This window comes from Botrimarina colliarenosi (assembly GCF_007859955.1).
Taxonomy (GTDB): domain Bacteria; phylum Planctomycetota; class Planctomycetia; order Pirellulales; family Lacipirellulaceae; genus Botrimarina; species Botrimarina colliarenosi.
Genome location: NZ_SJPR01000003.1, coordinates 560,122 through 587,107 on the forward strand (window position 1 = coordinate 560,122; position 26,986 = coordinate 587,107).

Sequence of the window (26,986 nt, forward strand, 5' to 3'; positions counted from 1 at the left end):
CTTTGCGTCCGCCTCCCCCCGCACCGACGATCATGCCCGCTGCCGACCCCGCCGCTGTCGCCGAGGCCCGTGCGAAGCTCGACGCCCACGCCGTCGAGACGGTCCAGTGGCACTTTCACGAGTCGACGGGCTGTCCCTTCTGGCTCGAAAAAAAGAAGGAACTAAAGTTCGACCCGCTCACCGAGGTCCACTCGTACGACGATCTCAAGAAGTTCCCGGAGTTCGAGGACGAATGGCTCCGCGGCGGGCCGGTTCGACGTTGGGTCCCCCAGGGCTTAGCCGACAAGCCGGTCTACGTTTTTGAGACGGGCGGCACGACCGGCGTCCCCAAGAGCCGGATCGCGATCGACGACTTTCGGACCGACTACTCGAACTTTAGCGAGACCCTCCCCGATAAGTACTTCCCGGTTGGCAGTAACTGGTTGATGCTGGGGCCAAGCGGGCCGCGCCGGTTGCGTCTAGCGGTCGAGCACCTCGCGCAGCACCGCGGCGGCATCTGCTTCTGCATCGACCTCGACCCGCGCTGGGTCGTGAAGTGCCTCAAGAAGGGCCAGATCGACCACGCCAACGACTACAAGAAGCACTGCATCGACCAGGCGATCACGATCCTCACCGCCGGGCACGACGTCCGGTGCCTGTTCGGCACGCCGAAGCTGATCGAGGCCCTCTGCCTGGAACTCGAAGAGCGCGGCACGAGCCTCGCCGAATGCGGCATCACCGGCATCTTCTCCGGCGGCACCGAGTTCACGCCGCAGTGGACCAAGTTCTGCGTCGAAGAGCTCTTCGGCGGCCCCGCGGAAGAGTCGGGTGTCTACATGACGCCGACCTACGGCAACACGCTGATGGGCCTGGCTTGCAGCGAACCGGTCACCAAAGAGAACGGCTACAAGATCACCTACCACGCCCCCGAGCCGCGCGCCGTCTTGGAGGTGGTCGACTTCGACAAGACCGACGAGGTCGTCGGCTACGGCGAGACAGGCCGCTCGAAGCTGACAACGCTCACGAAAGAATTCTTCGTGCCGGGCTTCCTCGAACGCGACGAGGGCGAACGCGAACCGCCCCACACGATGTACCCGTGGGATGGCATCAGCGGCGTCCGGCCGTTCAGCCGGCTGGCGGGCGGAACGACCGTTGGGGTTTATTAGGAACCACAGATAAACACGGATAGACACAGATGATGGTTTGCCCTGAAGGGGCAACGGACGATAGCCCAGGGCGACGCCCTGGGTGGCGTCACGACAGCGTCACGATAGAAGCCCATGGACGCCCCCCGCGGCGTCATATCCTTGGCCCTTACAGGGCTTGCAACACCAATTGAACGGTTACAACCCAGGGCGATGCCCTGGGCTATCGTCCGCCGGCCCTTTAGGCCGATGAGACATCTGCGTTCATCCGCGTGCATCGGCGGTTCCAAACCATGATCGAACTAAAAGCCATCCGCTGGGGCGAGCCGTACGAGTCGCTCGAGGTGGACGAGGTCAACCACTTCTACACCGGCGAGCCGGTCGCGCGCGTCCACTGTGTCGGCGCGGGGATCATCCAGCGTGACGCCAAGAAGGCGGTCCGGGCGCGGAAGGCCCTGCAAGCGATCCCGCCCGCGGAGCTCGTCGATCGGCTCAAGAAGGCGGGGGAGCTGTTTGAGTCGGGGACGCTCGCTGTCGGTGACGGCAAACAGTCTCCCGACGACTTCATCGCCCAGCAGTCGGCCACCACCGGCATGCCGGTCGCGATGTGTAAGGCGAACGTCACCAAGAACGCGTTCGTGCTCAAGAACATCGATACGATCCTCGATTGCCTCACGCGCGGGTTGTCGCTCGACACGCTGGCGCGCGGCTATGGCGACGAAGGACGCGGCGTCATCGTGAGCTACCAGGCGCAGTGCGACGCGCTCGGCGCCGTGTTGCCGTCGAACTCGCCGGGCGTTCACACGCTGTGGTTGCCGGTGATCGCGCTGCAGATGGGACTCGTGCTCAAGCCGGGCAAGAGCGAACCGTGGACGCCGTACCGGGTCTACGCGGCGATGGTCGAGGCGGGCATCCCGCCCGAGACGTTCTGCCTCTACCCGGGCGCCGGCGCCGACATCGGCGGGGCGATCCTGTCGAGTTGCCGTCGCTCGATGATTTTTGGCGGCCCGCAAACCGTCGCCCAGTACGCCGGCAACGACAAGGTGCAGGTCCACGGCCCCGGCTTCTCGAAGGTGATCTTCGGCGATGACTGCGTCGACGACTGGGAGCAACACGTCGATCTGCTGGTCGACAGCGTCTACCGCAACGGCGGTCGCAGCTGCCTGAACGCCAGCAGCGTCTACGCGTCGCGACACACGAAGGAGATCGCCGAGGCGATGGCGGCGAAGCTCGGCCCGATCGAAGTGCTGCCACCGGACAACCCGGAGGCGGGTCTCGCGGCTTTCACGATCGAGGGCGCGGCGAAGGCGATTTGGGGATCGATCGAGTCCGACGCCGAGGCGCCCGGCGTCACGGATATGACCTCGAAGTATGGCGACCGCCTCGTCGAGCGTCCCCCGGTGGCGTACCTGCGACCGGTCGTGCTGCACCACGCCTCGCACGAGAGTGAGACCCGCAACAAGGAACAGATGTTCCCGATGGTGAACGTCGTGGAGTGCCCGCAGGCAAAGATGCTGTCGGCGATGGGCACGACGCTGATCTGCTCGGCGATCACCAATGACGAGGCGTTCCGTCGCGACCTGATCAACTCGATCGACATCGACCGATTGAACTTGGGGCCGATCCCCACGCCGCAGGTCGATTGGCTGCAGCCGCACGAGGGGAACCTGATCGAGTTCCTGTACCGCAGCCGGGCGCTGCAACTGGCGGGCGCGTAGCAACTAGCAAGAGGCAGCGCAAGCTGCCTCCGTTTCCCCTCCCCCTCAGGGGGAGGGCTAGGGTGGGGGCGCCCCGTGTACCAATCATCCAACCAACGAGACTTTGCACGCGAGCTGCGTACAAAAGCGACGGAACAAGAACGATTGCTTTGGTCACAATTGCGAAAGAGACAGCTGCTGGATTGCCGGTTCAGACGGCAGTTTGCGATTGGCCCCTACGTCGTCGACTTCGAGTGCTTCGAGAGATTGCTAATCGTCGAGCTCGATGGCGGACAGCACAACACGCTGGAGTCACGGGACTACGATGCGAAGCGAACGACCTATCTGGAGCAACGTGGCTATCGCGTCTTGCGATTCTGGAACAGCGACATCGCCGATGATTTCGATGCGGTCTTGGAAGCGATTGCGAAGGCGCTTGTAGAGCGTGCTCCGGGGCGCCCCCACCCCGGCCCTCCCCCTGAGGGGGAGGGAGAACTTGGAGGCTACCCAATCGAGTAACCCATGCCCCCCTTCGATTTCAACTGTCCGACGCGCATCGTCTTCGGCCCCGGCCGGGTGGCGGAGCTCGGCGCGTTGACGGCCGGGCTCGGCGTGAGGCGGGCGATGCTCGTCTCCGACCCGGGGATCATCCAGGCCGGCCACACGGGGCGTTGTGTCGAGTTGCTCGGCGCGGCGGGCATCGAGGCACTCGTCTTCGATGGCGTGCAAGAGAACCCGACGACCGACAATGTCGAGCGTGGCGTCGAGGTCGCCAAGGAGTACCAGCCCGACGTCATCGTCGCGGTCGGCGGCGGCAGCAGCATGGACTGCTCGAAAGGGATCAATTTTGTCCACTCGTGCGGCGGGCGGATGCAAGACTACTGGGGCGTCGGCAAGGCGACCGGCCCGATGTTGCCGATGGTGGCCGTGCCGACCACGTCGGGGACCGGCAGCGAGGCGCAGTCGTTCGCCCTCATCAGCGACGCGACGACCCACACCAAAATGGCGTGCGGCGACAAGCGGGCCGCGTTCCGCCTCGCGGTGCTTGACCCCGAGCTGACGCTGACCCAGCCCCAACGGGTGACGGCGCTCACCGGCGTCGACGCGTTGTCACACACCGTCGAGACGCTGGTCACGAAGAAGCGAAACCAAGTGTCCATGGCGTTCAGCCGCGAGGCGTGGCGGCTTTTGTCGCAGGGCTTGCCCTGTGTGCTCGAAGACCCCGCCGACCGGACCGCCCGCGGTTGGGTGCAGCAGGGGGCCTGTCTGGCCGGCTTGGCGATCGAGAACTCGATGCTCGGCGCCGCCCACGCCCTGGCGAACCCGCTGACGGCCGTTTACGGCGTCGTGCACGGCGAGGCGGTCGGCTTGATGCTCTCTCACGTCGTGCGGCACAACGCGGCAAGCGATGAGGGCTGCCGGATCGCGTATGGAGAACTCGATGACGACCTGCCCGGGCGGCTGGCGTCGATCACTTTTCAGGCCGGGCTGGCGGGTAGACTAGGAGAACTCGGCGTCGAGCGGTCGCGGCTCCCGCAACTCGCCGCCGACGCGGCCCGTCAATGGACAGGCACGTTCAATCCGGTCGAGATGGGCGAAGATGATTACCTGCGACTCTACGAAGCGGCGTTCTAGCAAACTCCCTCCCCCCTTGGGGGAGGGCCGGGGTGGGGGCGTAGCGGGTACCCAGTTCACCCCCACCCCAGCCCTCCCCCAACGGGGGAGGGAGATAACGCGCGTTCTCTATGCGTCTCTGCGTCTCTGCGCGATCTTACTCATCTGCAATCCGGCTGCAGCCGACTGGCCGTTCGCGCGGGGCGGGGCGGAGTCGACCGGGGCGACCGACGTTGCGTTGCCCAACGAGCCCGAGGTTGTTTGGACCTACGAGGCGGGCGAGACTTCGCTCGAAGCGACGCCCGTCATCGCCGCCGGAGTGGCGTACTTCGGCGACTTCGACGGGACGATGCACGCGGTTCGCGTCGTGGACGGTTCGCTTGTTTGGAAGCAATCGTTCGACGGTTCGGGATTCGTCTCGCCCGCCGCGGTCGCCGGCGACGCGCTGTTCGCGCCCGATATGAACGGCGTCGTTCATTGCTTGGCCCTGAAGGATGGCGTCGAGCGCTGGACGTTTGATTCGGAATCCGAGATGTACGGTGGGCCGCTCGTTCACAAGTTAGTGAGCGGCGACTCGATGGTGCTGCTGCCGACCGAGGGGGGGACGCTCTACGCCCTCGACGCGGCGACCGGCAAGGAATTGTGGAGTTTTGCGATCGATGCGCCGCTGCGCTGCACGCCGACAGTTGTCGGCGGGCACGCCCTGCTCGCCGGCTGCGACGCCAAGCTCCACACGCTCGACGTCGAGACGGGCCAAGAGACCGGCGCGGTCGAACTGGGCGACCCCACCGGCAACACCGCGGCGGTGGTTGGCGGCGTGGCCTATTTTGGAACCGAGGGAGGGTCCTTTGAAGCGGTCGACGCCAACGACCCCGCCAAGCCGGTCGTGAAGTGGTCGTACCGCGACCGCCGCAGCAGTCAAGGGATCCGCACCGCCGCGGCGGTCACGAAAGACGCCGTCGTCTACGCCAACCAAGGCAAGCTCGTCGTCGCGCTCCGCCCCGAGAACGGCGACGTGCTCTGGCAGTGGCGGACGCGGAGCCGCGTCGACGCCGCGCCGTTGTCGATCAAGGACGGCCGCATCCTGGCGGCGACAACACGCGGCCGCCTGTTGCTGATCGACCCCGTGAAGGGCAACCCCGTATGGAATTACGAAGTGGGCGGCTCGTTCATCGGTGCCCCCGCCGCGGCGGACGGCGTGGTGCTGCTCCCGAACACCGACGGCAGACTTTATGCGATCGGCGGGAAGGAGGACTAGCCGCAGATGGGCGCAGATGATCGCGGATGGCCCCTTGAGGAAATGACCGAGACGGTGATTGGTGCGGCGTTCACCGTGTCGAATGAGTTGGGGATTGGCTTCCTCGAAAAGGTATACGAAAACGCCCTGGCGATCGAATTGCGGGGGTGTGGATTGCTTGTCCAGCAGCAAAAGCCCGTGCAGGTTAGCTATCGTGGTAAGATCGTAGGTGAGTACGTCATTGATCTGCTAGTCGAAGACCGGTTGGTTCTTGAACTCAAGCACGCAAAGGCGTTGTCCGAAGCCCATCTCGCACAGAGCTTGAACTATCTGAAAGCGACCGGTTTTGAACTGGCCCTAATAATCAATTTCGGAAACCCACGCGTCCAAGTGAAGCGGGTCATCCGATCAAGTGACCAGCATCAGTAGACATCCGCGATCATCTGCGCCTATCAGCGGCAAATCAAATGTCAGAAGCGACCAAGACCGAAGTCGGCTCCTACTTCATCAGCAACTACCCTCCCTTCTCGCAGTGGTCGAAGGAGGCCGTTGCGGAAGTCGAGGCGGCGTTTGCCGCTCCGCCGCTGGAGGACACGCCGCTGGGGCTCTACCTGCACCTGCCGTTCTGCCGTAAGCGGTGCAAGTTCTGCTACTTCAAGGTCTTCACTGACAAGAACGCCCAAGAGGTCGAACGCTATCTGGCGGCTCTCTCTAAGGAGATCGAGCTGGTCAGTCAGCAGCCGATCATGGCCGGCCGACCGTTCCGCTTCGTTTACTTCGGTGGCGGGACGCCGTCGTTCCTCTCCAGCCGCCAGCTGACGCGGCTCGTCGATCGGTTGCGGGAGAACATCGATTGGTCGGCCGCCGAAGAAGTCACCTTCGAATGCGAGCCCGGCACGCTTAGCGAAGCGAAGGTTGGCACCCTCAAGGAGATCGGTGTCACGAGGCTCTCGCTTGGCGTTGAGCACTTCGACGACAAAATCCTCCGCGACAACGGCCGCGCGCACGAGTCGATGGAGATCGATCGGGCGTGGCCCTGGATCGAGGCGGCCGGCTTCGACAGCGTCAACATCGACCTGATCAGCGGCATGGCGGGCGACACCACCGACAAGTGGCAGGAAGCGGTCCGTCGGGCGATCGCGATGAATCCCGGCAGCGTGACCATCTATCAAATGGAACTGCCGTTCAACACGGTCATCTCCAAGGGCGTGCTTGCCGGCGAGGAGTCGCCGATCGCGTCTTGGGAACAGAAGCGAGACTGGCTCGATTGGGCCTTCGACCAACTGATCGCCGCGGGGTACGAAACGTCCAGCGCCTACACGATGGTCAAGCCGGGCACCAAGTTCAGCTACCGCGACAACCTGTGGCGTGGCAGCGACCTGCTGGCGACCGGCATCGCCAGCTTCGGCCACGCCTCGGGCGTCCACTATCAGAACCTGCCCGAGTGGGAGCAGTACCTCGGCAAGCTCGAAGGAGGGCCCGATCAAGCCAGTCAGTTACCGCTCGGCCGCGCGCTGCGGATCACCCCCCATCAGGCGCTGATCCGCGAGATGGTCCTCCAGCTCAAGAAGGGCCACATCGCCCCGGCGTACTTCCAGGAGAAATTCGGCGTCGATATCCGCGCCGAGTGGTCCGACGTCTGGTCCCGCTACGAGTCCGAAGGGCTTGTCGTGTTGACCGACGATACGATTGAGCTGACACGGGCCGGCCTCCTGCGGGCTGACTCCCTGCTGCCGGCCTTCTTCGAGCCGGAGCACCAAGGGGTACGGTACACCTAGTTCGCGTCACCGTCGCCGGTGCGTATTTGCCGAACGTCGCCGATCAGGTCCCTTCGTTGGGTGATCGATTCATCGCTACGGATTACGGCAATTCTGCCATTCGTCTCGGGTTGCCGAAGTCGCCGGCGACGGGAACGCTGAAGTATTCTGGGGCGGTGCTCCCGAATACGTCGGAGCAGCGACGTAAGCTGAGAGGTCTCTGTCTAAACCTCGACTTCGCATCGGCAGCTATGCAGTTGTGGAATGCCATCAACGGCGACTCCTGTGGCGGCACGCCACGAGATCCCGCCCCCGCACTGCGACGCCGGTACTTGATCGGCATGGCGACGATCGCTTTCCTCACGATCGCTGCAATCGTTGCGCTCGACGGGACCGTCGCCGAGGGACACAGTGACGGCCACTTGGTGAATCTCGCGGGGCGTCAACGGATGCTGAGCCAGCGGATCGCTAAATGCGTTCTGGCGATCGAGAAGGCCTCGGGTGACGACGAGGCCCGTCCTTACCGGCGTCAGCTCGAGATCGCCCTAGCGCAGTTCCGCGACGGCCACGCCCAGGTGGTGGAACTGGCTGGCGACTCCGATCGTGTCACGCTGGCTTCGTCAACCAAGGATTGCATTCAACTATTGGCTTCTGACTTTGACACGGTGGAGAACAGCTCTCGCCCTTACATCGATAGCGCGTCGATCCCCGCCGAAAGCACTACGGAAGTGCTGACCACGGCGGAGCGGTACCTCGACCTGATGGAGCAGATTGTCGAGGACCTTGCCGAAGACAGCGACGTCCGGGTCCAAGCCCATCGTCAATTGGCGATTGAAATCGTGGTGGCGAGCCTCGTCGTGACCGTACTCATCTCGCTCGTGGCTTGCGAGCCCGCCGTGCGGTCGGTCGGCCGGGCCTACAACTCGATTATCGATCGCAACGCGCTCCTTGTTGACGAGCGGAAAAAGGCCGAGCAGACAGCCAGATCGCTGCAAGAGTCACTCCGATTCATCGACGCAATCCTCCAGACGGCGGCCGAAGGCATCATCGTCATCGATCGCTCGGGGACGATCCTGTTGGCGAACCCTGCGGCCCATCGGGTCTTCGCCGTCGACGCGGAGTCGCTGGTCGGCGCCGACATAACCGACCTGATGAACGACTTCGACCGGGTCCATCACCACGAGTATGTCAGCAACTACGAGAAGACCGGCGCAAGCAGCGTTATCAATTCGACGCGCGAAGTGGTTGGTCGCCGTCGATCGGGAGAAGAGTTTCCGATGGACCTTTCGGTCGCCGTGATGGAATGGGACGGGCGCCGCGCCTACACGGGGATCCTCCGTGACATCTCTGAGCGAAAGGCGTTTCAGCGGAGGATCGCCCAATCAGAAAAACTCGAATCGATCGGCCGCCTCGCCGCGGGGATCGCCCACGAGATCAACACGCCGCTGCAGTTCATCGACGCCAACACCCGCTATCTCAAAGAAGCCGTCGAAAGTCTGGCCCTCCCGGAGACGGAGGGGGAGACGGGCGATGACGCCGCGCGCCGGGCGAAAGTGCGGGCGAACATCGCCGGCGCGATCGACGACAACCTTGCCGGGATCGGTCGGGTGAGCGAAATCGTCGCCGCCATGAAGGAGTTTTCGCACCCGGGCCAGAAGCACAAGTCGATGGTGTCGCTCAACGATTGCGTCAGCAGCACCGTGACGATCAGCCAGAACCGCTGGAAGGGCGTCGCCGAAGTCGACCTGCAGCTCGACCCCTACCTGCCCGCTTGCGAGGCCTTCCCCGCCGAGATCAACCAGACGCTGCTCAACCTGGTGGTGAACGCCGCCGACGCCATCGCCGAGACGCAGAGTAAAGCCGACGGGGAGCACCGAGGTTTGGGTCGCATTACCGTCCGCACCTGGACCCATGACGACGCGGTGTCGGTCGCCGTGGAAGACTCCGGAGCCGGCGTCCCGGCCACTCTGATCGCGAAGATCTTTGACCCATTCTTCACCACAAAATCGGTCGGCAAGGGGACCGGTCAGGGTCTCGCGATCGCCCACGACATCGTTGCGAAGCTGCATGGCGGAACGCTCGACGTCGAGAACCGTCCCGAGGGGGGCGCGCGATTCGTCATGACGATCCCCATCGTGGCGCCCGAAACCCCCATCGAGGCGTCCGAAACAGAGCCCTCGCCACCGTCGAGCGGATGCCCGCTCGTCGCCGAGTTCGTTTAGACGCCCGTCTGCGGCGCCGCGGGAGTGGCGGCCAGCGCCCTCTAATTCGATCGGACCTTGCGGAGCGCCCACGCCGCCCGGTTGCGCACCGCTTCGGGAGTCGAGGCGTCGCCGGCAAGGTCCTCTAAGACCCCGGCGTAAGCCGCAGCGGCCGACCCCGCGCGGCCCAACAGCGTGGCCGCCCAGTACGCGACATCGAGCTGCTTCACCTTGGCCAGTTCGGCCAGCTGGGGGAGTTGATCGGTCGGCGGCGGGCCGAGCTCTTCCAGGGCGCCGACACAAAGGTCCCGCAAGGCCGGGTCGCTGCACGCCTGCACCAGCGCGGCAGTCGCGGGCAGCGCCTCGGGGCCGCGACGCGACAAATCGTCGGCGGCCGTGAGGCGGCGTGTCGGCTCGTCCGACAGGAGCTCTTTGACGAGTTGATCGACCGTCATGACGGGCTCCTTTCCACGGATTGGCCTTCGACGAGGCGGCCGTCCAGCAGATGGGTTGGGCGACCCATCCGGGCCGCGAAGGCGTCGCTATGCGTGACGGCGATGAGCATCCCGGCGCGACCCGATTGGAGCTCGAGGAGCAGGTCGGCCACCGCATCGGCGTTGCGGCTATCGAGGGCGCCGGTCGGTTCGTCGGCGAGCAGCAGCAGCGGGTCGCGGACGAGCGCCCGGGCGATCGCCGCCCGTTGCCGTTCGCCGCCCGACAGCTGAGCGGGCCGGTGCGTGAGCCGCTCGCCCAGCCCAACCCGACGCAGCAGCTCGGTCGCCCGATCGGCGTCCTCGCCCGACGCCTGGCCGTCCGCCAGCAAGGGCACGAGGACGTTCTCGAGCACGGTGCACTGCGGCAGCAGGTAATGGTCCTGGAAAACGAAGCCAATCGACTCGGCCCGGAAGGCGGCCTGTTCGCGTTCGCCGAGCGTGAAGGGATCGACGCCGCCGAGCGTCACCGAGCCGCCGGTCGGCTCGTCGAGCGCCCCGAGGATCGCCAGCAGCGTGCTCTTGCCCGACCCGCTGGGGCCGACGACCGCGAGGCTCTCGCCGGGACCGACCCGTAGGTCGACCCCGTCCAGCACCACCAGCGGCTCGGCCGGCGTGGGGAAGCTCTTCGTGAGGCGTTGGACAACGAGATCGGGCATGCTGACCATTCTGACGCGGCGCCCGCGGCTTGCCTACACGCCGTCCGTCACGGCATACCGTCGCAAGAGGCTGGCGACGTCGTCCGGCAGCGGGATCGGCTCGGGCTTCTGCCCGGTGCGCATCCGGCAGCAGACGCTCGTCATCTGGCCGGCGGCCAACTCGTCGCCGTCGCGGCTGAGGCGGAAGCCGTAGGTGACGCTCGATCGACCGAGCTTCTTGACCGAGACATCGATATCGAGCTGGTCTTCGCAGCGGGCCGGGCTCGAAAAATCGCAGCTAGCGCCGACACGCGGGAAGCTGATCACGGCGTCGCCGCCCGCCGGGTCGTCGATCCCGTAGACCGAGAGCCCCAGGCTCCGCAGCAGGGCGTGCTCAGCGCCTTCCATGAACCGGAAGAAGGCGGAGAAGTGCATTATGCCCGCCATGTCGGTGTCGGCGAACTCGACCATCCGGCGGGTGCGGAACGGGGCGGGCATCGGCTTGCTTTCCTGCTGAAGTGGGTCCCGCTGAAACGCAACCGGCCGCCGCTGATCGACGCCAGCGACGGCCGTGTTGCTTGAATTTTCCCGACGCCGGTTCAGTCAGCGCCGTACTGTCAATCAGTCAGCGATGTACGGCATCAACGCCATGAAGCGGGCCCGCTTGATCGCCGTGGCGACCGCGTGCTGGCTCGCGGCGTGGCAGCCGCTCTTGCGACGGCTAACGATCCGCCCGTGGCGGTTGGTGAGCTTGGTGAGCAGCTCGACGTCTTTGTAGTCGACGTACATCGGGGTCGGCTTCACGCCATCAATGTACAGCGGGTCCTTGCGGACCGTCTTGACCTTGTTGCGACGCTTGGCGGGGGCGCGGCGGATGCGTTTTTTGCCGAAAGCCATAGAAAAACCAGCGGGTGCAGGGCCAACAAAGGTAGGGGAGGACGACGCTCGGGAGCTGCCGAGCCCCATATCTTAGCGGTTCGCGCCGGGGGCACAAGGGCGCTGGATCGGCGGATCCGGGGCGTTTGGGTGGCGATCTCCGAGGGCTTGCGCCCCCGGCTCAGGAACACGCCGATGGTCGCCCGTCACGTCTCGCATCTGAGCCGGGGCGCAAGCCCTCGGAGCGATCGACCAAACCGCTCACCCCCCAATCAGCTGCCGGTAGACCGCCAAGGTCCCTTCCGCCATCTGGTCGGCGTGGAACCGCTCGCGGATCGCCGCATGTCCCGCCTCGCCGTGGCGGCGGCGGGCGGCCGGGTCGTCCAGCAGCTGGGCCAGGGTCTCGGCCAGGGACCCCGCGTCGTGGGGGTCGTGCAGCAGCCCCCCGCCGGTGACGGCGATCATCTCGGGGAACGATCCATGCCCCGGCAGCACCACCGGAACGGCGACCGCCATCGCCTCCAGAGCGGGCAGCCCCTTCGCCTCGGCGTAGATGGTCGGCGTGCTGAACACGTCGAGCGACGCCAGCAGGGCGTACTTGGCGGCCCGATCGAGCTCGCCGTGGTAGTGGAACTTGCCCGCCAGCAGGCCCGTGTCGGACCGTTTCCGGAGGTCGATCAGGTAGTCGCGGTCGCCGGCGCCCAGGTAGCCGCCGGCGTGCAATTCGATCGGTAGGTCGGGCCGGTGTTCGGCGAGCAACTCGCACGCCTCGACCAGCAGGTGCAGCCCTTTTTCGTGACAGACGCGGGCGAAGTAGCCGATCCGCAGCGGGCCCGTCGGCGCCGCGTCGTGGGAGCGGGCCGCGATCCCGTCGAGGCTCAGGCCGTGGGGGACGACGTGGACGTTGGAGCGATCGACAGCAAGGTACTCGGCCATAAAGTCGGCGTAGTAGCCATTGAGGGCCGTGAAGCCGGCGACCTCGGCGGCGCGTTCGCGGAGCAGCGCGCGGGCCTCTTCGTAGTGGGGCGGCGTCAGCGCCTCGAGGAACAAGTCCTCGCCGCTCAGCGAGCAGACAACCGGCGGCCCGCAGCGGTCGGCGATCCGCCGGGCCATCCCCAGTAGCATGGAGTTGGAGAGGTGCACCACGTCGGGCTTCGCTTCGTCCACCAGCCAATCGACGAGTTGGTCGAGCTGCCGGGCTTGGTTCCCTTCCTCGCCACGGAGCATCGAGACGGTGAGCGCGCCGAGTTTGGCCGGGTCGACGCTGCCAGCGCCGCTGGTCGCGAACTTGAGGAACCGCGGGTGATCGACCAACCGTTCCAGCCACCGCGGCGCCCGGCGGAACCACGGCGCGACTTGTTTGAGGTACGAGTTGACGCCGCCGAAGAAAATTCGCGGCACGGGCGAGCTCGGCTCGTCGGTGCGGAGCGGCGTGTAGGTCGGCACGAGGAACACGTCCTCGCCACGCGCCCGCAGCGCGTTGGCGAGCGTGTTGTCGTGCAGGCAACTACCGCAGTACATCCCCGCGGCACCGGCGGCTAGGTAGGCGATTCGCATTGAGGATTTACCGCGGAGTTCGCCAAGGACGCGGAGAATTGGTAGGGTCCGCTGTGCGGACCGCCGAGTGGACTTCGTCGCATGCGCGGCGTTCGATTGCCATATGCGGTCCGCACAGCGGACCCTACGCGGTTAAACCGAACCCGGAAAGAACTTCGCCAGTGTTTCCGCCTTCGGCTTGGGCGTGATGAACGACACGACGAGCATTGCGACCGTCGAAGCGAGCACCATCACGGCGACGGGCATCACCTCGAACGTTGTTTCGCCGAGCGTCACGGGGATCGCGTACGCCTCGTCGTCGGCGTAGCCCGACGCGCGGAACAGGTAGAACCACGTGCCGATCGCCGTCAGCACGGTTGCGTAGGCGCCCCACTTCGTCAGTCCGCGCCAGTAGACCGCCGCCAGGGCGAGCGGGAACAAGCTGGCGAAACCGCTGAAGCACCACACCCCGAGCGTGAAGACGCCGCGCGGGTCGAACAGACTGAAGAAGTAGGTGAGGGCGACGATCGCGATGATGAACGCCCGGGCGGTCCAGATGTGCTGGGCGTCGGTGTAGCGGTCGCGGCCGCCGTAGTGCAGCATCACGTCCTCGGTGAACATCGTGCCGAGGCAGAGGAACTGGCTGTCGAGGCTCGACATGATGGCGGCCAGCACGCCGGCGGTCAGCAACCCGGCCAGCACCGGCATGCCGGTCGATTTCACCATGAAGGCGAGTACCTTGTTCGGCTCGGCGGCGATCGGCGGCGGCACATTGACCAGCGCCCCGGCGGCCCAGACGCCCAACAAGATGCAGGGCACCCAAACGATCATGATAAAGATCGGGTGGACGACCACGGCGAGCTTAAAGCTGTTGGCGCTCTTGGCCGTGAGCCAGTGCTGGAAGAGGTGGGGAAACATGCCGACCGAGAGCGGCACGAACATGTAGGTGAGGAACTTGGAGGTCGAGATCCCCGAACGGGTGAGCTTCTCCGGCGGGATGCTCGCGCTGAGTTTCTGGAGGTTGGCGAAGAAGCCCGACTCGCCCCCCAGCTTCTGGGTGAGGATGTAGAACATCACGAGCCCCAGGACCATGAAGACCATCGTCTGAAAGCCGTTGGCCCAAGCGGTGCCTCGCATGCCGCCGAAGAAGACGTAGGTCAGCACCACGCCGCAGATCACGAGCGAAGCCAGGTGTCGTGGGACACCTCCTTTGCTGCCGGCTTCGGTCGCGTAGCCCGATTCGAGGAACGACGGGAAGGTCCCCTCGGCGAAGGTCGCGTTTTGGACGGTCGGCCCTTCGTCGCCGGCGACGACGCGGCCCTGCGTAACGACGTTGATGAACAGGCCTGCCGACATCACGCCGATCAGCAGGTAAGGAATCACCAACGCCACGAGCACGGGGAACAGCACCAGACCAATGCGGTCGCTATCGAGCCGGTCGCGGAAGAACTGCACCTGTGTGCGGTAGCCGTACTTCTGGCCGAGCTTCCAAAGGGGAACGCCGAGCACGAAGAAACAGAGCGAGTGAATGATGCCGCTCGACGAGGCGAGCATGCCGTAGACGCCGACGCCCCGTTTGAACGCCTCGCCGGTCGAGCCCACGAGGGCGAACGCCGTCATCGTCGTGCCGAAGAGCGACAGCAGCAACAAGATCGGCCCGATCGAGTGGCTCGCCAGCATGTAGTCGCTCGACGTGCCGCGGCCGAATCGGCTCGCGCCGAAACCGAGCAGCAGGAGCAGGGCGAGGTAGCCGCCAATGATCCAGAGTTGAATCATGCCGCACCTCCCGCCGTGGCTTGCGTGTCGTCATCGGCCGGCCAGCAGTACTTGGTCGCTAGGAACCAAGTGATGCTCGCCCCAATGCTGATCCCCATATGCCAAGCGAGCCCGATCGGCAGGAAGCCGAAGACGAGGCGCTCGTCGGTCCAGAACCAGACGTCCTGGTGAAGCACGATCAAGAGGAGCACGAGGCCCCAGACCACTTTGTTCATCGCCTGTCTCGGATCGGAGTATAAACTAGGCCGCTTGCCACTCTATCAGGCGAGTCACCACTGTAGGAGGCGTCTCTGACGCCGATCACACGCGCACCACGACGTTTCGGCATGGACGCCGTAATCGGCGTCGGAGACGCCTCCTACAGCAAAAACACTCATTCGCTACCAGTATTTCTCATAATGGATGTTGCCGGGCTTCTTCGGCTCGTCGGCCTGGAAGCCGAGGGCCTCGAGCGCTTCGACGGTTCCGCGCGGCGTCGGGTAGCGGCCTTCGGGATGCCCGTCCTTGTGGGGGATGCCGATCATCGCCGGGTTGCCGCATAGGAAGACCTTCGTTGTGCGCGGGTCGAGGTCGAACCCCAGCTGCGCCGAAGCGGTCGCGCTGCCGAGCAGGTCTTGCACATAGACGGCCCCCGTGTAGCCGGGTTCGCTGACGTTGCGGTTCTCTTTTTCACGGGTGGTTAGCGGAACGTAGCGGTACTGGGGGTAGGCTTCCATGAGCCGGTGGTGCTCGGCGAGGTAACCCAGATCGGCGCGGTAACGGACACAGCAGAGGCTGGCGATGCGGCCCTCGTGCCCGTCGGCGAGCAGCTTGGCGAGCATCGCGTTGTGCGGCGCCTCGCCGGTGCCGGTGCTGGCGAAGACGATGTTGTCGGTCGGCTTGAGGTCGCCCAGCACGAAGTGCCCCTTGGGGCGGGGATTCATCTCGAGCCGGTCGCCCACTTGGCGGAGGAAGAGCCGCGGCGTGAACGCCGGGGGCGCCTTCTCGGCCTGCGTCACGAGGGCGATATAGAACTCGATCTCGGTCTCGTCACCGGCCGCGGCGACGCTGCCGTCGTCGTTAAGCAGCCGGCAACTAATCGAGTAGGCGCGTTTGGCGAGACGGCGGACCGTCTTCTCGTTGTGCGTTTCGGGGTCCGCCTCGGGGTGACGTGGCTCCCAGTTCCCGAGGCCGAGGGTCGTGTACTGCCCCGGTTCGTAGCCGAGCGCTTTCCCCTCATCGAGCCGCACGCGGAGACGCGCCAGCCGGTCGTTCACGAGGCTGAAGTGCGTGAGCGTCGCGTTGTAATGCAACGCGCGAAGCTCGGCGATTTCCTCGTCGGAGAGGCGAGGGGTCTCCATCAAACCGTCCTGGGCGAGACGAGCGGCGGGCGAGAGTACGGGCGCTCTCGCAAGGTTAAGTAGAATAGCCGAGCGGCCTTGCGCCGACCATTGCGGTTGGCGCCACGTCGCGCGATGACGAGAGAATCCATCCGTCGAAGGAGGCTTCTCCACCCGCTGCGAGCCACGATGAGCCAGATAGCTCCTTCGATGCGGCTGGCGTCTCCGAGCCGCTGCGGCTACTCGCCGGCGGCGGCTTTCTCCTGCGGCGCCGCGGCTGAAGGGGCGGCGGCCGCCGACGCGGCGACAAGGTTCGAATCGAACACCTTGACGCCCGACCACAACGGCCCCGCTTCTTTGATAAACGCCAAGTGCCGCGGGTGGGTCTGGTACGTGTCGTGGGCCGCGGGGCTGTCGAACACGACGTGCAAGGCGACCTGGAACGACGTGTCATTCACCTCTCGGTCGCGGTCTTCGGCGATCGTGCCGACAGTGAAGTAGATGACGCCCGTATGGTCGGCGAGGTACTTGTGGCAGGCGGCGACGAGCTGGTCGCGATTCGCGTCGTTCGGCTCGGTGAGCGTGAAGAAGACCATGTGCGCCTGCGGCGCTGCGACGGCGTAAGGCGTGGACACGAAAAGGATTGCGGCGACCAAGGCGAGGGCTTTGAACATCGTTGGGTTCTCGTGCGTAGCGGAGGGTCGGATAAGACGATTGGCAAAGTCGAGGTTAGCCCGCCGGGGCGCCGCTGGCCACAGTCGCCTTGCCGTCCCTCCCGCCCCAGCGGCCCCCGGCCGCCCCGCCCCGGAGCCCCTCGAAATGTCCAACAGCCCCCTGCTGCAGCCGTTCGACTTGCGTGGCCTTGAACTGAAGAACCGTGTCGTCCTCGCCCCGCTGACCCGCGCCAGGGCCGGCAAGGACCGCGTCCCCAACGCCTTGATGGGGAAGTACTACTCCCAGCGGGCGTCGGCGGGACTGGTGATTAGCGAGGGGACCACCATCGGCGAGCAAGCCAACGGCTGGACCGAGTCGGCCGGCATCTATACCGACGCGCACGTCGAGGGCTGGAAGCCGGTCGTGCAGGCGGTCCATGACGCCGGCGGTGTGTTCTTCTGCCAACTCTGGCACTGCGGGCGGGCTTCGCATCCCGATTTCCACGACGGCGAGCCGCAGGTGGCGCCGTCGGCCATCAAGATTGAAGGCGACGAGGCCCGCACCCCCGAGGGGAAAAAGCCGCACGTGACGCCCCGCGCTCTGGAGACCGACGAGATCCCCGACGTGGTGGACCTCTATCGCCAGGCCGCCAAACGGGCCAAGGCGGCCGGCTTCGACGGCGTCGAGATCCATGGCGCCAACGGCTACTTGATCGACGAGTTCTTGCAGTCGAAGACCAATCACCGCACCGACGCCTACGGCGGCTCGATCGAGAATCGCTACCGGTTCCTCGATGAGATCGTCCAGGCGATCGGCGAGGTTTATCCGACGAGCCGAATCGGCGTGCGGCAAAGCCCCAACGGCGCGTTCAACGACATGGGCTCGCCCGACTACCGCGAGCAGTTCCTCTACGTCGCCGAGAAACTTTCCGCCTACGGTCTGGCTTACCTACACGTGATGGATGGGCTCGCGTTCGGATTCCACGACCTGGGCGAGCCATTGACGCTGGCCGACTACCGGAAGGTGTTCGACGGCCCGCTGATGGGCAACTGCGGGTATGTCCAAGAGTCGGCCGAGGCGGCGATCGCATCGGGGGACGCCGACCTCATCAGCTTCGGCCGCCCTTACATCTCGAACCCCGACTTGGTCGAGCGCTTCGCGAATGGCTGGCCCCTCGCCGACCCGGCGCCGGTGTCGGCCTGGTACTCGCACGACGCCGAAGGGTACGCCGACTTCCCAACCTACAAAGACCAGCTGGCGTCGACGGAAACAGCGACGGCTTAGCCCCCCCCTCGACGAGTCCCGCTAACGGCCAACACCGGCAAATCGGCTGAGTCGGTCGTGGGTTATCGCACTTGTATCGTCTCGATCCGCATGGTGGTCGTTACTTGGTAAAGGTCCTTCCGCTCGTCTTGGAGCGGGCGGACCGAGCCGATGTCGCGCTGCACGGCGAGGTCGTTCAGATCGAGTTCGGCGATGACGACCGATTCGTTGTTCGCCTCACCCTCGGCGAGGACGCCATCCTTGGGGAAGGCGAAGTCGCATGGCGTGCAGACGGCGGCCTGGCCGTAGTTGATCAGAAAGCTCTTCACCTGCGGCAGGTTGCCGACGCAGCCCGCCATGACGACGTAGACCACGTTCTCGACCGCGCGGGCTTGGGCGCAGTGGCGGACGCGGTTGTAGCCCTTCCGCTCGGTCGTCGCGAACGGCACGAACAGCACCTCAACGCCGTGCCTGGTGAGCAGCCGTGAGAGCTCGGGGAATTCAATGTCGTAGCAGATCAGGATGCCGATCCGGCCGAGCGGCGTGTCGAAGACCCGAAGGTCGTCCCCGGGCTGCATGTTGTAGTACTCCCGCTCGGCCGGGGTCATATGCAACTTCGGCTGCGTGTAGATCTGACCGCTCGGGGTGAACAGGTGGGCGATGTTGAGCAAATCCCCTTCGTGGTCGATCACCGGGTGCGACCCCGCAATGAAGTAGAGGCCATACTTCATCGCCATCCGCTTGCAGAGCTCGCAGTAGCGGTCGTGCATCTTGGCGATCTCACGCACCGCTTCGAGCGTGTCGGTCTGTGAGGGCAGCAGCGTGAAAAGCTGGACCGTGAACAGCTCGGGCAGCAGCAAGAAGTGGCAGTGGTACTCGTTCGCGGTGTCGGCGAAGAATTCGACCTGCATCTCGAACTGGGCCCAGTCGGTGAGGGGCCGTAGCTGGTATTGCCCGGCGCAGACGCGGACCTTGCGGACCGGCCGGCGGATCGGCGGGGCCGCGATCAGCCGCCGTGCGGGGTCGAAGTCCGGGTTGAGCATCTCGAGGAACGTGGCGTAGTTCATGCTCTCGCCGTCGCTCAGGTATCCGTAATGGATGCCGAGCACCTGGTAGCCCGCCTTGAGGTGGGCCGACAACGCCTGGTCGTGGAGCATCCCCTGCTTGACGGCTTCGACGTACTGCATCGGGGTGAGCCGCTTGGCGTGTTCCGCGTAGCCCGGCATGCGCCCGCCGGCCACCATCCGCCGCAAGTTGAACCGCTTCAGCACCGCCTTACGCCGCTTATAAAGCCGCGCCGCGACCTTCTTGCCGCGCCAGTCGGGCACGACGGCGATGTCCGACCCGTACAGCGTGTCGCCCGCCGGGTCGTGCGTGCCAAAAGTGCCGACGCCGGTGATCTCGTCGTACGAGTGCCAAGGCGACTCGTCGTCGAGAATCACGATTAGCGAGGTGGCGTAGCCAACGACGCGGCCCTCGATTTCCGCCAGGTACTGCCCCTCCGGGAACGCCGCCAGCTGCATCCGCAGCTTGCGCTCGTCCATGAAGGTCTCTTCCGGCATGCCGGGGTAGCACTCCCGTTGGCAGGCCACCAGTGCCGCGAGATCCTCGCTCGTCCAACGGCGGATCCGAACGGGGTTCCTTTCAGACGCGGGCTTTTCGTCCATTCGGGAGCAGGCGTGGGGTAAACAGGTATCGACGGGGCAAGTCGCGGCAAAGCCGCTGGAGAACTTCCTCACCGAAGATACCGTACGGAGCGAACCGTTGTGAGATGAATCGTCAGGCACGCCCGTCGCGAGCCGCAGGACGCGAAGCGGCCCGGGTTGGATTGACGCCCCCCCGGACGACGCGATAACGGTAAAAGACGAACTTCGCACCACCAACCGAGGCCCGAGCCATGCCCGAAGGAGACACGCTCTACCGCGTCGCCTCCGCGGTGCGCCCGGTCCTGGAGGGTCGCCTTATCGAGGCCGCTAGCAGCTCCGACCGCACCACGGTCGATCCGATCGACGCCGGGTCGTTGGTCGGCCGCACCGTGACCGAGGTCGCCGCGCGGGGCAAACACCTGATGATCACAACGGACGACGACCGGGTCGTCCATCTGCACCTCGGCATGACCGGCTCGGTCCACGTCTATCCCTTGGGCGAACCGTGGCGGAAGAACCCCTCGAGCGCCGCCATCGCGCTGACGACCTCCGCGCATACGATCGTCTGCTTTAGTCCCAAGCTGCTCGAGCTGGTCACCGTGACGCACCTTCGACGCAACGGCTACCTACAGCGTCTGGGCCCGGACCTGATGCTCGCCGACAGCGACCTGGCGGCCGCGCTGCAGCGATTGCGCGTGCACAACGTGACGCCGATCGGCGAGGCGGTGATGAACCAGACGATCGCCGCGGGGATCGGCAATGTCTACAAGAGCGAGACCCTCTTTATCGCCCGCATCAACCCATGGACGCGGGTCGGTGAACTGTGCGACGAGCGGCTCCTCAATTACCTCAGCGAGTCGCGCCGGCTGATGCGGCTCAACCGTGGTCCGGGGCGCCGCGTGACACGCTTCCGAGACGATGGCAAACGCCACTGGGTCTACGGCCGCCGCGGCGAACCATGCTACGAGTGCGGCACGACGATCACGCTCCGCCGCCAAGGCGACGCGGGCCGTACCACGTACTGGTGCGCGACCTGCCAACCGACGATCGAGCCGCGGCGGCCGTCGAGCGAAGGCGTTATCTAAGGAGACCTTGAAAACGACAGCCGCCCGCATGGCGAGGCCATGCGGGCGGCGGAGAGATTCTTGGCGTCGTCGATTCGTCTCAAGCGAGCGAACGGCAACGAAGGGGAATCAGTTGTCAGCGTTGCGACGGCGGCGGTAGCGGACACCGGCGACCGCGGCGCCCAACGCCCAGACGCCGGCGAGAGCCGGCTCAGGGATCGCTGCCAGGCTCGTGTTGTCGATCGCCAGGCCAGCGATGTCGTTGTAGGTGAACCAGCCGTACCGATTGCCGCCAACAATCGAGGCAATGTCATCGCCCGCGTTGGAACGCGTCACGGAATAGAGGGCCGACCCGCCGTCATCGTAAAGATTGAAGTCGACCGCCAGCGCCCCGCCGTCGTTGTAGAAGTTCTGCTCGAAGGTGTACCAGCCGGCGCCGGTGATGGTGAAGTTGTTGCCGCCATTCTCGTTATTCAATTTGAAGGCGTTGAAAACGGCATCGGTGTTGTTGGACGCGTTGACCTTCAGGTCCGAACCGTCCATGCCGACGTGCCAAATAAAGTCACGCAGGTGACTTCCACTCTGATTGCTGACCGCAACCGAGTAGTCGAAGCCCTCGCTCGGCGAGAACGCCGCCGGATCGATGTACACATCGAGCGACGCGATGAATCCGCCGTCGAAGTTGCTGCTGTAGCCTCCGAACCGAGTGAAAGGCCCGCCGCCAGAAAGCACCGCGTGGGCGCCGCCGCTGCTTGAGGTGATTCCCGCCGTGCCTGAGGTGGCCCGCGTAATGGTTCCGGCGTTGTCATTCCAGTTGTCGCCGCCGGCCGTCCACGAAGGGTCCTCAAACCCTTCGAAGTGACCGAGAACCGCTTGGGCGGAGTGCGTGGCGGCAAGGGTCGCGAACAGCGCGAAGGCGACTTGGCAGCGGAGCTGATTCATCTCAGAGGTTCCCCTGGCGGATTCGCTTTGGACCCATGGACGATTCCCGTGGGCCGGCTTGGGCGAAAAGGTTCTCTTAGTTTGCGAGGTTAAGTTAACCAGTAGAGCCCAACGGGGTCAAAGGTTCGCGGCGGTATTGGGGGGATTTTTCTATAATTTCCCATGCTTTTGGCTCGTCATCCCGATCGGCTCCGCTGTGCGCTCGGTTGGCTCTGTCGAGCGAACTACCTGGCAGGCGGCGCGGGCTATAATCCGTCGGTATGTCGCGATTCGCCCTTCTCGTCGCCTTTCTCCTAGTCGGCGCCAGTGCGTCGGGGCAGGGCATTCCCCCCGAGGCAGCGTCCCCGCGTCCGGCAGGAGCCGGCGTGACACCCGCCCCGAACGACGGGGCGCTCGGGCTAGCGATTCCTGACAATGCCCGACCCACACCACCCCGGAGCGAGTTTGCCGAACTCGAAGGCCGGGTCGTCCGTGTGCTCGCCGAGTTGGGCGACGAACGCGGCGTTGTGCTCCCGACGGGCGAACTCACCGTCGTTCCCAGCGACAAGACCGAGCCCAGTAGCGGCCCCTTCCGATCGGCGACCCGCGATGAGCTGGTCGCCTCGCTCAAGGCGGAGGGCTTCGACGAGTACCGCTTCGCCCCGGCCGGCTACTACCTGTTCGCATACGACTGCAGCGACGCCTACTACCTGCACACCCGGTCGATCCTCGAGAGCATGCTCCGTGGCGTCGTGAAGCAGCTCGCCGAGTGGGGGCTCGAGCCGCAACGGCCCGAGACGCCGCTGGTGGTCGTCATCACGCCCAACCGCGCCGCCTTCGACGCGATCATGGAGATGCCCGAAGGCGTGGCGGCGTATTACAACGGCGTCAGCAACCGCGTCGTGCTCTATGAGGACGACCGCCTCTTCGACGCGGCGCCGGAGTTCGCCCTCAAGCAGGGCGCCTACGTCGTCGCCCACGAGGCGATCCATCAGCTGCTGCACAACACGGGGATCCAAGGCCGACTCGCCGCTTGGCCGATGTGGATCAGCGAAGGCGTCCCCGAGTACTTCTGCCCGCTGCGGGTTCATTCGAGCCTCGCCCGCACCGACGGCGATGAGCTGCCGGTCCGCACCGTCAAATGGAGCGAGGCGGGCATGGTCAACGACATCCGCATGCACGACCTGCTACGAACCAAACCCGCCGCCGGGCGGCTGATGCGGGCAGTGGTGAGTGCTCCTACCCTGTCGGCGCGGGGCTACAGCGTCGCTTGGGGCCTGACCCACTACCTGGCCGAACGCCGCACCGACGAGTTCAAGGCGTACCTCGCCGACGTCCGCCAGCAGCCGGCCTTGTCGATGGTCAACGCCGCCGCGTCGCGCGGGCCCGACCCGTTGTTCGTCAAACACTTCGGCGACGACTTCGCGGCCCTCGAGACCGAGGTCCAAAAGCACCTCACCAGCCGGCGGATGCAATCCGCCTACAGCGACCCCTACATCAACCAAACCCACTACGTGGTGAGCGTCACCTTCAAAAAGGGCCGCGTCTACTACACGCAAGCGGGCGTAAGCCTGTCGCCCGCCTCGGCCCGCGAATGGACCAGCGAGAAACGCCAAGAGCTCGCCAAGGAGGGGATCAACGCCCACGTCGTGACCCGCGAATGCCGCGACGCCCGCGAGGCGCAGTTTCAACTGCGGAAGATCCTTGATTGAAGTTATCGAAGGCGTCGTCAGGATTCGTGCTGCTTTCGATCTTGCACGCCAAGTGCGCTTCAAGCCGCCCCATCGTATGCTTCATACCAACAGCAGTCGAAATTATGAACGGACGATCAGTATGCCTTCAATTTGGCTATCGGGTGACGCAGCCTGGGTTCTCGACGTCTAGCTTGCTCGAGGTGCGTCACGTCATTTTTCGGAGGCAGATAGCCACCCGCATTGATCCGCGGAGCCGGAAAGGTGCGAAGCGTATTCTACAAACAAGCTGATTGGTTCTTGTGAGCGTGGCTTTCGCTGGCGATAATGCATGCACATCAAAGCGTGCATATAGCGGCTTTATTGCTACTTCAACCGGACTTGCCTAATGACTCGAACGTTGACTGTTTCAGTGGCTTTTTCAGCTGCAATGCTTGTCAACCCATTGGTGTCGCTCGCCGACGTCGTTTATGACAATGGGCTCTTACCCTTCGGGAATTTCGCGACAGGTTCTGACGCCGCTTTAAACGATAGCGTGGCTGAGAGTTTTATGTTTTCAGAACATACTCTCGTCAACGAGATTGAGTTTCTTGGTCTGTATTCTAATGGCGCAATTGACGACCGATTTGCCGTAGTGTTCTACAACAATGCATCGGGTCTTCCAGGTGCTTTGCTTGGCGCGCCCAATATCTTGTCGTCGCATCGAACGGCCGGTGGTTTTGACGTAGGTTCTTTGCAAGGCTTCCGCTACGAGTTACAGCTGTCAGGCTCGCTGTTTGAAGCGGGTCAGAAGTACTGGGTAAGTGTCACGAACGATTCTTCGATGACCCCTGAGGAGGACCATTGGTCTTGGGCTTCAACGTCCGCTGGTCCGGGGGATGGCTCTGCCATTATGGATCGAGATCCCACATGGCGGGCCAGGGGTTTTGACTACGCGTTTCGCCTCCATGGCTTAACCGTGCCCGAGCCCACCGCAAGCTTGCTGCTCGTCGCTGGGGCAGGCTTTGGGCTAGCTGTTCGGCGATAGCACCTAACACACCACTGCTGCCAACTCTTATCTGTTTTTATACGGGGGGCCTCGACTGTCGTTGGCGTACAACCGGCCTTCCATTTGAGCGGCCTGATCTGCAAATGCAGAGAGAGGTCGAGCAGAGCGACTTTCGTCACGTGTGACCGCCCCCCAGATGATCTCTATGCCTCGGTTGCAATTGCGATCAACTCGCCCGTTGATCGCCGAGGCCTTTCTGCAGCAGCGCCCAGGCGAGCATCGCGGTCCAGCCGACTAGGGCGACCGCTAGGATGCGCTCGCAGGCGCCGTCTGGCCTGCCCCAAAAACCTGTACCAGTTGCTATGAGAGTACGGTTTGGGGAACGCCGCTGCCCTGCCGTAGCGGAGGAGACTGCTGAGGCGTAGCCGAAGCAGTCTCCGGAGCGGAGGGAGGGCAGCGGGCCGCGAACTCCACCGGGGTCACGTACCCCAGCGAGCTGTGCGGCCGGTGATGGTTGTAATCCTCTCGCCAGGCGGCCCCGAGCTTCCTCGCCGCCGCCAGGCTCTCGAACTCCTCGGTCGCCAAGAACTCGTCGCGGAACTTGCTGTTGAAGCTCTCCGCGTAACCGTTCTGCCACGGGGCCCCAGGCTCGATGTACAGCGTCCCGACCCCCACCTTCGCCAGCCACGCCTGGAGCGCCTTGGCCACGAACTCCGGCCCGTTGTCGCTCCGCAGGTGAAGCGGCACGCCACGCATCGCCAGCTGCTCCGCCAACGCATCGATCGCGTCCTCGCTCGTGAGGCTCCGGTCGATCTTCAGCGTCAGACACTCGCGGGTGAACTCGTCAACGAGCGTCAGGCACTTGATCGCCGCGCCGCTGGTCGTGCGGTCGAATACGAAGTCCCACGCCCATACGTCGTTCTTGTGCCTCGCCTCGCGGCGGGCGCAGCCGTTCTCCTTCACGCCCAAGCGACGCTTTTTCCGCTTCTTCTGAGGCACTTTCAGACCCTCTGGCCTGCTCCCCAAAAGCGGATCCAGGTGTTATGAGAGTCTCAACCGCCCCGTGACCAGCATCGATTTTCTGTACCAGCCGCTATGAAGGTATGGTTTAGGTAAAGCCGCTGCCCCGCTGGAGCGGAGGAGTCGCTTGAGGCGTAGCCGAAAGCGACTCCGGAGCGGAAGCGGGGCAGCGGGCCGCGAACTCCGCCGGGGTGACGTACCCCAGCGAGCCATGTGGCCGGTAGTGGTTGTAATCCTCTCGCCAAGCGGCGGTGAGCTTCCGCGCGACCGCCAGGTTGTCGAACACCTCGGCCGCCAAGAACTCGTCTCGCAGCCTGCTGTGGAAGCTCTCCGCATAGCCGTTCTGCCACGGGCTGGCCGGTTCGACGTAACGCGTCGTCACGCCAACCTTCGCCAGCCACGCCTGCAACTCTTTAGCAACGAACTCCGGGCCGTTGTCGCTGCGAAGGTTCGCCGGCACGCCCCGCATCGCCAGCAGCTCGGCCACCGTGTCGATCAGGTCCTCGCTCGTGATGCTCCTCGCCACCTTCAGGGCCAAGCACTCGCGGGTGTGCTCATCGACGATCGATAGCCACTTCAGCTGCGTCCCGTTCTCGGTCCGGTCGAACGCGAAGTCCCACGCCCACACGTGGTTCTTGTGCGTCGCCTGGAGACGATCGCAGCCGTTCTCCGCCACGCCCAAGCGGCGCTTCTTCCGCTTCTTCGGCGGCACTTTCAGGCCCTCTCGACGCCACAGCCGAAGGACCCGCGACTCGCTCGCCGCGTAGCCTTCGCCTCGCAATAACGCCGCGATGCGGCGGTACCCGAACCGTGGCCGCCGACGCACCAGCTGCAGCAGCCGTTTGAGCAGCCGCGGCTCGTCGCCGCGTGGCTTCGCTAGGTAACGCTGACTACTCCGCGGCTGGTCAACGGCCTGACACGCCCTTCGCTCGGAGAGGCCCAGCCGCTTCCGCAGTTCGGCCACCGCCGCTCGTTTCCGGGAAGGGCTCAGAAGTTTCCCTCCGCAACGATCTTCAAGGCTTGGTTGTCTAGAGACAGCTCCGCAACCAGCTGCTTCAGACGCCGGTTCTCATCCTCCAGCTTCTTCAGCCGCACCGCCTCCTCGGACTTCATCCCTCCGTACTGCTTTCGCCAACGGTCGAGCGTTGATTCGCTCACCTCTAACGCCTGCAACACGGCCGCCATGTCCTTGCCCGCGCTCAGCATCGTGTCCGCGTCTCGCAGCTTGCGGACGATCTGCTCCGGCGAATGACGCTTCCTTCGCTTCTCGCTCATCCTTCGGTCTCCTGGCCACTAGGGCGGGTTAGACCTTCATAACCCTTGGATCAGGTTTTCGACAGCAGGCCACCCGGAGGGGCCTCAAGGAGACTCGCGATGTCAGAGAAGCGAAGGAAGCGTCACAGCGCGGAAGAAGTGGTGCGTAAGCTGCGGGATGCGGATGCGATGCTGAATGCGGGGAAGGACCTGGCGGTG

General features: G+C 64.8%; 26 protein-coding genes. 12 read left to right on the forward strand and 14 right to left on the reverse strand.

Annotation, left to right across the window (positions count from 1 at the left end; genetic code table 11):
* Positions 1 to 32: 32 nt before the first annotated feature.
* The 8 genes from Pla108_RS13945 (at position 33) to Pla108_RS13980 (ending at position 9,651) form a co-directional block, all read left to right on the forward strand.
* Positions 33 to 1,145, forward strand: coding sequence for a hypothetical protein (locus Pla108_RS13945; protein ID WP_146445561.1), 1,113 nt, complete (start codon positions 33 to 35; stop codon positions 1,143 to 1,145).
* A 272-nt stretch (positions 1,146 to 1,417) separates the two neighbouring features.
* Positions 1,418 to 2,842 (forward strand): aldehyde dehydrogenase family protein, encoded by a 1,425-nt coding sequence (locus Pla108_RS13950; RefSeq protein WP_146445562.1) that lies wholly within the window; start codon positions 1,418 to 1,420, stop codon positions 2,840 to 2,842.
* Between the two features lie 75 nt (positions 2,843 to 2,917).
* A complete protein-coding gene (locus tag Pla108_RS13955) occupies positions 2,918 to 3,340 on the forward strand; it encodes an endonuclease domain-containing protein (RefSeq protein ID WP_146445563.1) in 423 nt (140 codons plus the stop codon).
* 3 nt (positions 3,341 to 3,343) lie between these two features.
* On the forward strand, positions 3,344 to 4,456 hold the full coding sequence (locus Pla108_RS13960; protein WP_146445564.1) for an iron-containing alcohol dehydrogenase: 1,113 nt from the start codon (positions 3,344 to 3,346) through the stop codon (positions 4,454 to 4,456).
* A gap of 217 nt (positions 4,457 to 4,673) precedes the next feature.
* Positions 4,674 to 5,693, forward strand: coding sequence for an outer membrane protein assembly factor BamB family protein (locus Pla108_RS13965; RefSeq protein WP_197526550.1), 1,020 nt, complete (start codon positions 4,674 to 4,676; stop codon positions 5,691 to 5,693).
* Between the two features lie 6 nt (positions 5,694 to 5,699).
* Positions 5,700 to 6,101, forward strand: a complete 402-nt coding sequence (locus Pla108_RS13970; RefSeq protein WP_146445566.1) for a GxxExxY protein — start codon at positions 5,700 to 5,702, stop codon at positions 6,099 to 6,101.
* Between the two features lie 38 nt (positions 6,102 to 6,139).
* A complete protein-coding gene (locus Pla108_RS13975) occupies positions 6,140 to 7,450 on the forward strand; it encodes a coproporphyrinogen-III oxidase family protein (RefSeq protein WP_146445567.1) in 1,311 nt (436 codons plus the stop codon).
* A gap of 230 nt (positions 7,451 to 7,680) precedes the next feature.
* Positions 7,681 to 9,651, forward strand: a complete 1,971-nt coding sequence (locus tag Pla108_RS13980) for a PAS domain S-box protein (protein WP_146445568.1) — start codon at positions 7,681 to 7,683, stop codon at positions 9,649 to 9,651.
* Between the two features lie 41 nt (positions 9,652 to 9,692).
* On the opposite strand, the gene Pla108_RS13985 is transcribed toward Pla108_RS13980, so the two are convergent.
* The 9 genes from Pla108_RS13985 to Pla108_RS14025 all read right to left on the reverse strand — a co-directional run bounded on the left by Pla108_RS13985 (position 9,693) and on the right by Pla108_RS14025 (position 16,940).
* Positions 9,693 to 10,085: a HEAT repeat domain-containing protein gene (locus tag Pla108_RS13985; RefSeq protein ID WP_146445569.1), complete on the reverse strand. Its 393-nt coding sequence runs from the start codon at positions 10,083 to 10,085 to the stop codon at positions 9,693 to 9,695.
* Positions 10,082 to 10,780: an ABC transporter ATP-binding protein gene (locus tag Pla108_RS13990; RefSeq protein ID WP_146445570.1), complete on the reverse strand. Its 699-nt coding sequence runs from the start codon at positions 10,778 to 10,780 to the stop codon at positions 10,082 to 10,084. The genes Pla108_RS13985 and Pla108_RS13990 overlap by 4 nt, the downstream gene beginning before the upstream one ends.
* Before the next feature lie 33 nt (positions 10,781 to 10,813).
* Entirely contained in the window at positions 10,814 to 11,257 is a 444-nt protein-coding gene (locus Pla108_RS13995) for an acyl-CoA thioesterase (protein WP_146445571.1), read from the reverse strand.
* 123 nt (positions 11,258 to 11,380) lie between these two features.
* The gene (gene rpsR / locus Pla108_RS21345) at positions 11,381 to 11,656 is read right to left on the reverse strand and encodes a 30S ribosomal protein S18 (protein ID WP_231934500.1); all 276 of its coding nucleotides are present in this window, start codon (positions 11,654 to 11,656) and stop codon (positions 11,381 to 11,383) included.
* A 240-nt stretch (positions 11,657 to 11,896) separates the two neighbouring features.
* Positions 11,897 to 13,192: a glycosyltransferase family 4 protein gene (locus Pla108_RS14005; protein ID WP_146445572.1), complete on the reverse strand. Its 1,296-nt coding sequence runs from the start codon at positions 13,190 to 13,192 to the stop codon at positions 11,897 to 11,899.
* 132 nt (positions 13,193 to 13,324) lie between these two features.
* The gene (locus Pla108_RS14010) at positions 13,325 to 14,947 is read right to left on the reverse strand and encodes a sodium:solute symporter family protein (RefSeq protein WP_146445573.1); all 1,623 of its coding nucleotides are present in this window, start codon (positions 14,945 to 14,947) and stop codon (positions 13,325 to 13,327) included.
* The gene (locus Pla108_RS14015) at positions 14,944 to 15,162 is read right to left on the reverse strand and encodes a DUF3311 domain-containing protein (protein WP_146445574.1); all 219 of its coding nucleotides are present in this window, start codon (positions 15,160 to 15,162) and stop codon (positions 14,944 to 14,946) included. Before Pla108_RS14015 ends, Pla108_RS14010 begins: the two co-directional genes overlap by 4 nt.
* A gap of 165 nt (positions 15,163 to 15,327) precedes the next feature.
* Positions 15,328 to 16,287: a ferredoxin--NADP reductase gene (locus tag Pla108_RS14020; protein WP_146445575.1), complete on the reverse strand. Its 960-nt coding sequence runs from the start codon at positions 16,285 to 16,287 to the stop codon at positions 15,328 to 15,330.
* Positions 16,288 to 16,505: 218 nt separating this feature from the next.
* Positions 16,506 to 16,940, reverse strand: coding sequence for a Dabb family protein (locus tag Pla108_RS14025; protein ID WP_146445576.1), 435 nt, complete (start codon positions 16,938 to 16,940; stop codon positions 16,506 to 16,508).
* 145 nt (positions 16,941 to 17,085) lie between these two features.
* On the opposite strand from Pla108_RS14025, the gene Pla108_RS14030 reads away from it, so the two are divergent.
* Positions 17,086 to 18,204 (forward strand): alkene reductase, encoded by a 1,119-nt coding sequence (locus tag Pla108_RS14030; protein ID WP_146445577.1) that lies wholly within the window; start codon positions 17,086 to 17,088, stop codon positions 18,202 to 18,204.
* A gap of 62 nt (positions 18,205 to 18,266) precedes the next feature.
* Here Pla108_RS14030 and Pla108_RS14035 read toward each other — a convergent pair whose 3' ends face one another.
* On the reverse strand, positions 18,267 to 19,775 hold the full coding sequence (locus Pla108_RS14035; protein ID WP_197526551.1) for a carbon-nitrogen hydrolase family protein: 1,509 nt from the start codon (positions 19,773 to 19,775) through the stop codon (positions 18,267 to 18,269).
* Between the two features lie 305 nt (positions 19,776 to 20,080).
* On the opposite strand from Pla108_RS14035, the gene Pla108_RS14040 reads away from it, so the two are divergent.
* Positions 20,081 to 20,914 carry an Fpg/Nei family DNA glycosylase gene (locus Pla108_RS14040; protein WP_146445579.1) on the forward strand — a complete coding sequence of 278 codons (834 nt, stop codon included), beginning with the start codon at positions 20,081 to 20,083 and terminating at the stop codon, positions 20,912 to 20,914.
* Between the two features lie 108 nt (positions 20,915 to 21,022).
* Here Pla108_RS14040 and Pla108_RS14045 read toward each other — a convergent pair whose 3' ends face one another.
* Positions 21,023 to 21,835, reverse strand: a complete 813-nt coding sequence (locus Pla108_RS14045; protein WP_146445580.1) for a hypothetical protein — start codon at positions 21,833 to 21,835, stop codon at positions 21,023 to 21,025.
* Positions 21,836 to 22,200: 365 nt separating this feature from the next.
* On the opposite strand from Pla108_RS14045, the gene Pla108_RS14050 reads away from it, so the two are divergent.
* Together Pla108_RS14050 and Pla108_RS14055 are read left to right on the forward strand one after the other, a co-directional pair.
* Positions 22,201 to 23,526, forward strand: coding sequence for a DUF1570 domain-containing protein (locus tag Pla108_RS14050; protein ID WP_197526552.1), 1,326 nt, complete (start codon positions 22,201 to 22,203; stop codon positions 23,524 to 23,526).
* Between the two features lie 367 nt (positions 23,527 to 23,893).
* Entirely contained in the window at positions 23,894 to 24,532 is a 639-nt protein-coding gene (locus Pla108_RS14055; protein ID WP_146445582.1) for a PEP-CTERM sorting domain-containing protein, read from the forward strand.
* 321 nt (positions 24,533 to 24,853) lie between these two features.
* Here the strand turns inward: Pla108_RS14055 and Pla108_RS14060 are convergent, their stop codons facing one another.
* The 3 genes from Pla108_RS14060 to Pla108_RS14070 all read right to left on the reverse strand — a co-directional run bounded on the left by Pla108_RS14060 (position 24,854) and on the right by Pla108_RS14070 (position 26,788).
* Positions 24,854 to 25,492, reverse strand: a complete 639-nt coding sequence (locus Pla108_RS14060; RefSeq protein WP_197526553.1) for an IS3 family transposase — start codon at positions 25,490 to 25,492, stop codon at positions 24,854 to 24,856.
* 109 nt (positions 25,493 to 25,601) lie between these two features.
* The gene (locus tag Pla108_RS14065) at positions 25,602 to 26,477 is read right to left on the reverse strand and encodes an IS3 family transposase (protein WP_146445584.1); all 876 of its coding nucleotides are present in this window, start codon (positions 26,475 to 26,477) and stop codon (positions 25,602 to 25,604) included.
* 23 nt (positions 26,478 to 26,500) lie between these two features.
* Positions 26,501 to 26,788 carry a transposase gene (locus Pla108_RS14070; protein ID WP_146445585.1) on the reverse strand — a complete coding sequence of 96 codons (288 nt, stop codon included), beginning with the start codon at positions 26,786 to 26,788 and terminating at the stop codon, positions 26,501 to 26,503.
* Positions 26,789 to 26,986: the final 198 nt, after the last annotated feature.

Excerpts from the sequence above, each read along its gene's own strand:
- Pla108_RS14025 (WP_146445576.1), bottom strand. The coding sequence starts at position 16,940 with ATGTTCAAAGCCCTCGCCTTGGTCGCCGCAATCCTTTTCGTGTCCACG.
- Pla108_RS14070 (WP_146445585.1), bottom strand. The coding sequence starts at position 26,788 with ATGAGCGAGAAGCGAAGGAAGCGTCATTCGCCGGAGCAGATCGTCCGC.
- Pla108_RS13975 (WP_146445567.1), top strand. The coding sequence starts at position 6,140 with ATGTCAGAAGCGACCAAGACCGAAGTCGGCTCCTACTTCATCAGCAAC.
- Pla108_RS13980 (WP_146445568.1), top strand. The coding sequence starts at position 7,681 with ATGCAGTTGTGGAATGCCATCAACGGCGACTCCTGTGGCGGCACGCCA.
- Pla108_RS14040 (WP_146445579.1), top strand. The coding sequence starts at position 20,081 with ATGCCCGAAGGAGACACGCTCTACCGCGTCGCCTCCGCGGTGCGCCCG.
- Pla108_RS14055 (WP_146445582.1), top strand. The coding sequence starts at position 23,894 with ATGACTCGAACGTTGACTGTTTCAGTGGCTTTTTCAGCTGCAATGCTT.
- Pla108_RS14010 (WP_146445573.1), bottom strand. The coding sequence starts at position 14,947 with ATGATTCAACTCTGGATCATTGGCGGCTACCTCGCCCTGCTCCTGCTG.
- Pla108_RS14020 (WP_146445575.1), bottom strand. The coding sequence starts at position 16,287 with ATGGAGACCCCTCGCCTCTCCGACGAGGAAATCGCCGAGCTTCGCGCG.
- Pla108_RS14045 (WP_146445580.1), bottom strand. The coding sequence starts at position 21,835 with ATGAATCAGCTCCGCTGCCAAGTCGCCTTCGCGCTGTTCGCGACCCTT.
- Pla108_RS13950 (WP_146445562.1), top strand. The coding sequence starts at position 1,418 with ATGATCGAACTAAAAGCCATCCGCTGGGGCGAGCCGTACGAGTCGCTC.
- Pla108_RS14030 (WP_146445577.1), top strand. The coding sequence starts at position 17,086 with ATGTCCAACAGCCCCCTGCTGCAGCCGTTCGACTTGCGTGGCCTTGAA.
- Pla108_RS14015 (WP_146445574.1), bottom strand. The coding sequence starts at position 15,162 with ATGAACAAAGTGGTCTGGGGCCTCGTGCTCCTCTTGATCGTGCTTCAC.
- Pla108_RS14005 (WP_146445572.1), bottom strand. The coding sequence starts at position 13,192 with ATGCGAATCGCCTACCTAGCCGCCGGTGCCGCGGGGATGTACTGCGGT.
- Pla108_RS13990 (WP_146445570.1), bottom strand. The coding sequence starts at position 10,780 with ATGCCCGATCTCGTTGTCCAACGCCTCACGAAGAGCTTCCCCACGCCG.
- Pla108_RS13985 (WP_146445569.1), bottom strand. The coding sequence starts at position 10,085 with ATGACGGTCGATCAACTCGTCAAAGAGCTCCTGTCGGACGAGCCGACA.
- Pla108_RS13945 (WP_146445561.1), top strand. The coding sequence starts at position 33 with ATGCCCGCTGCCGACCCCGCCGCTGTCGCCGAGGCCCGTGCGAAGCTC.
- Pla108_RS13995 (WP_146445571.1), bottom strand. The coding sequence starts at position 11,257 with ATGCCCGCCCCGTTCCGCACCCGCCGGATGGTCGAGTTCGCCGACACC.
- rpsR (WP_231934500.1), bottom strand. The coding sequence starts at position 11,656 with ATGGCTTTCGGCAAAAAACGCATCCGCCGCGCCCCCGCCAAGCGTCGC.
- Pla108_RS13960 (WP_146445564.1), top strand. The coding sequence starts at position 3,344 with ATGCCCCCCTTCGATTTCAACTGTCCGACGCGCATCGTCTTCGGCCCC.
- Pla108_RS13970 (WP_146445566.1), top strand. The coding sequence starts at position 5,700 with ATGGGCGCAGATGATCGCGGATGGCCCCTTGAGGAAATGACCGAGACG.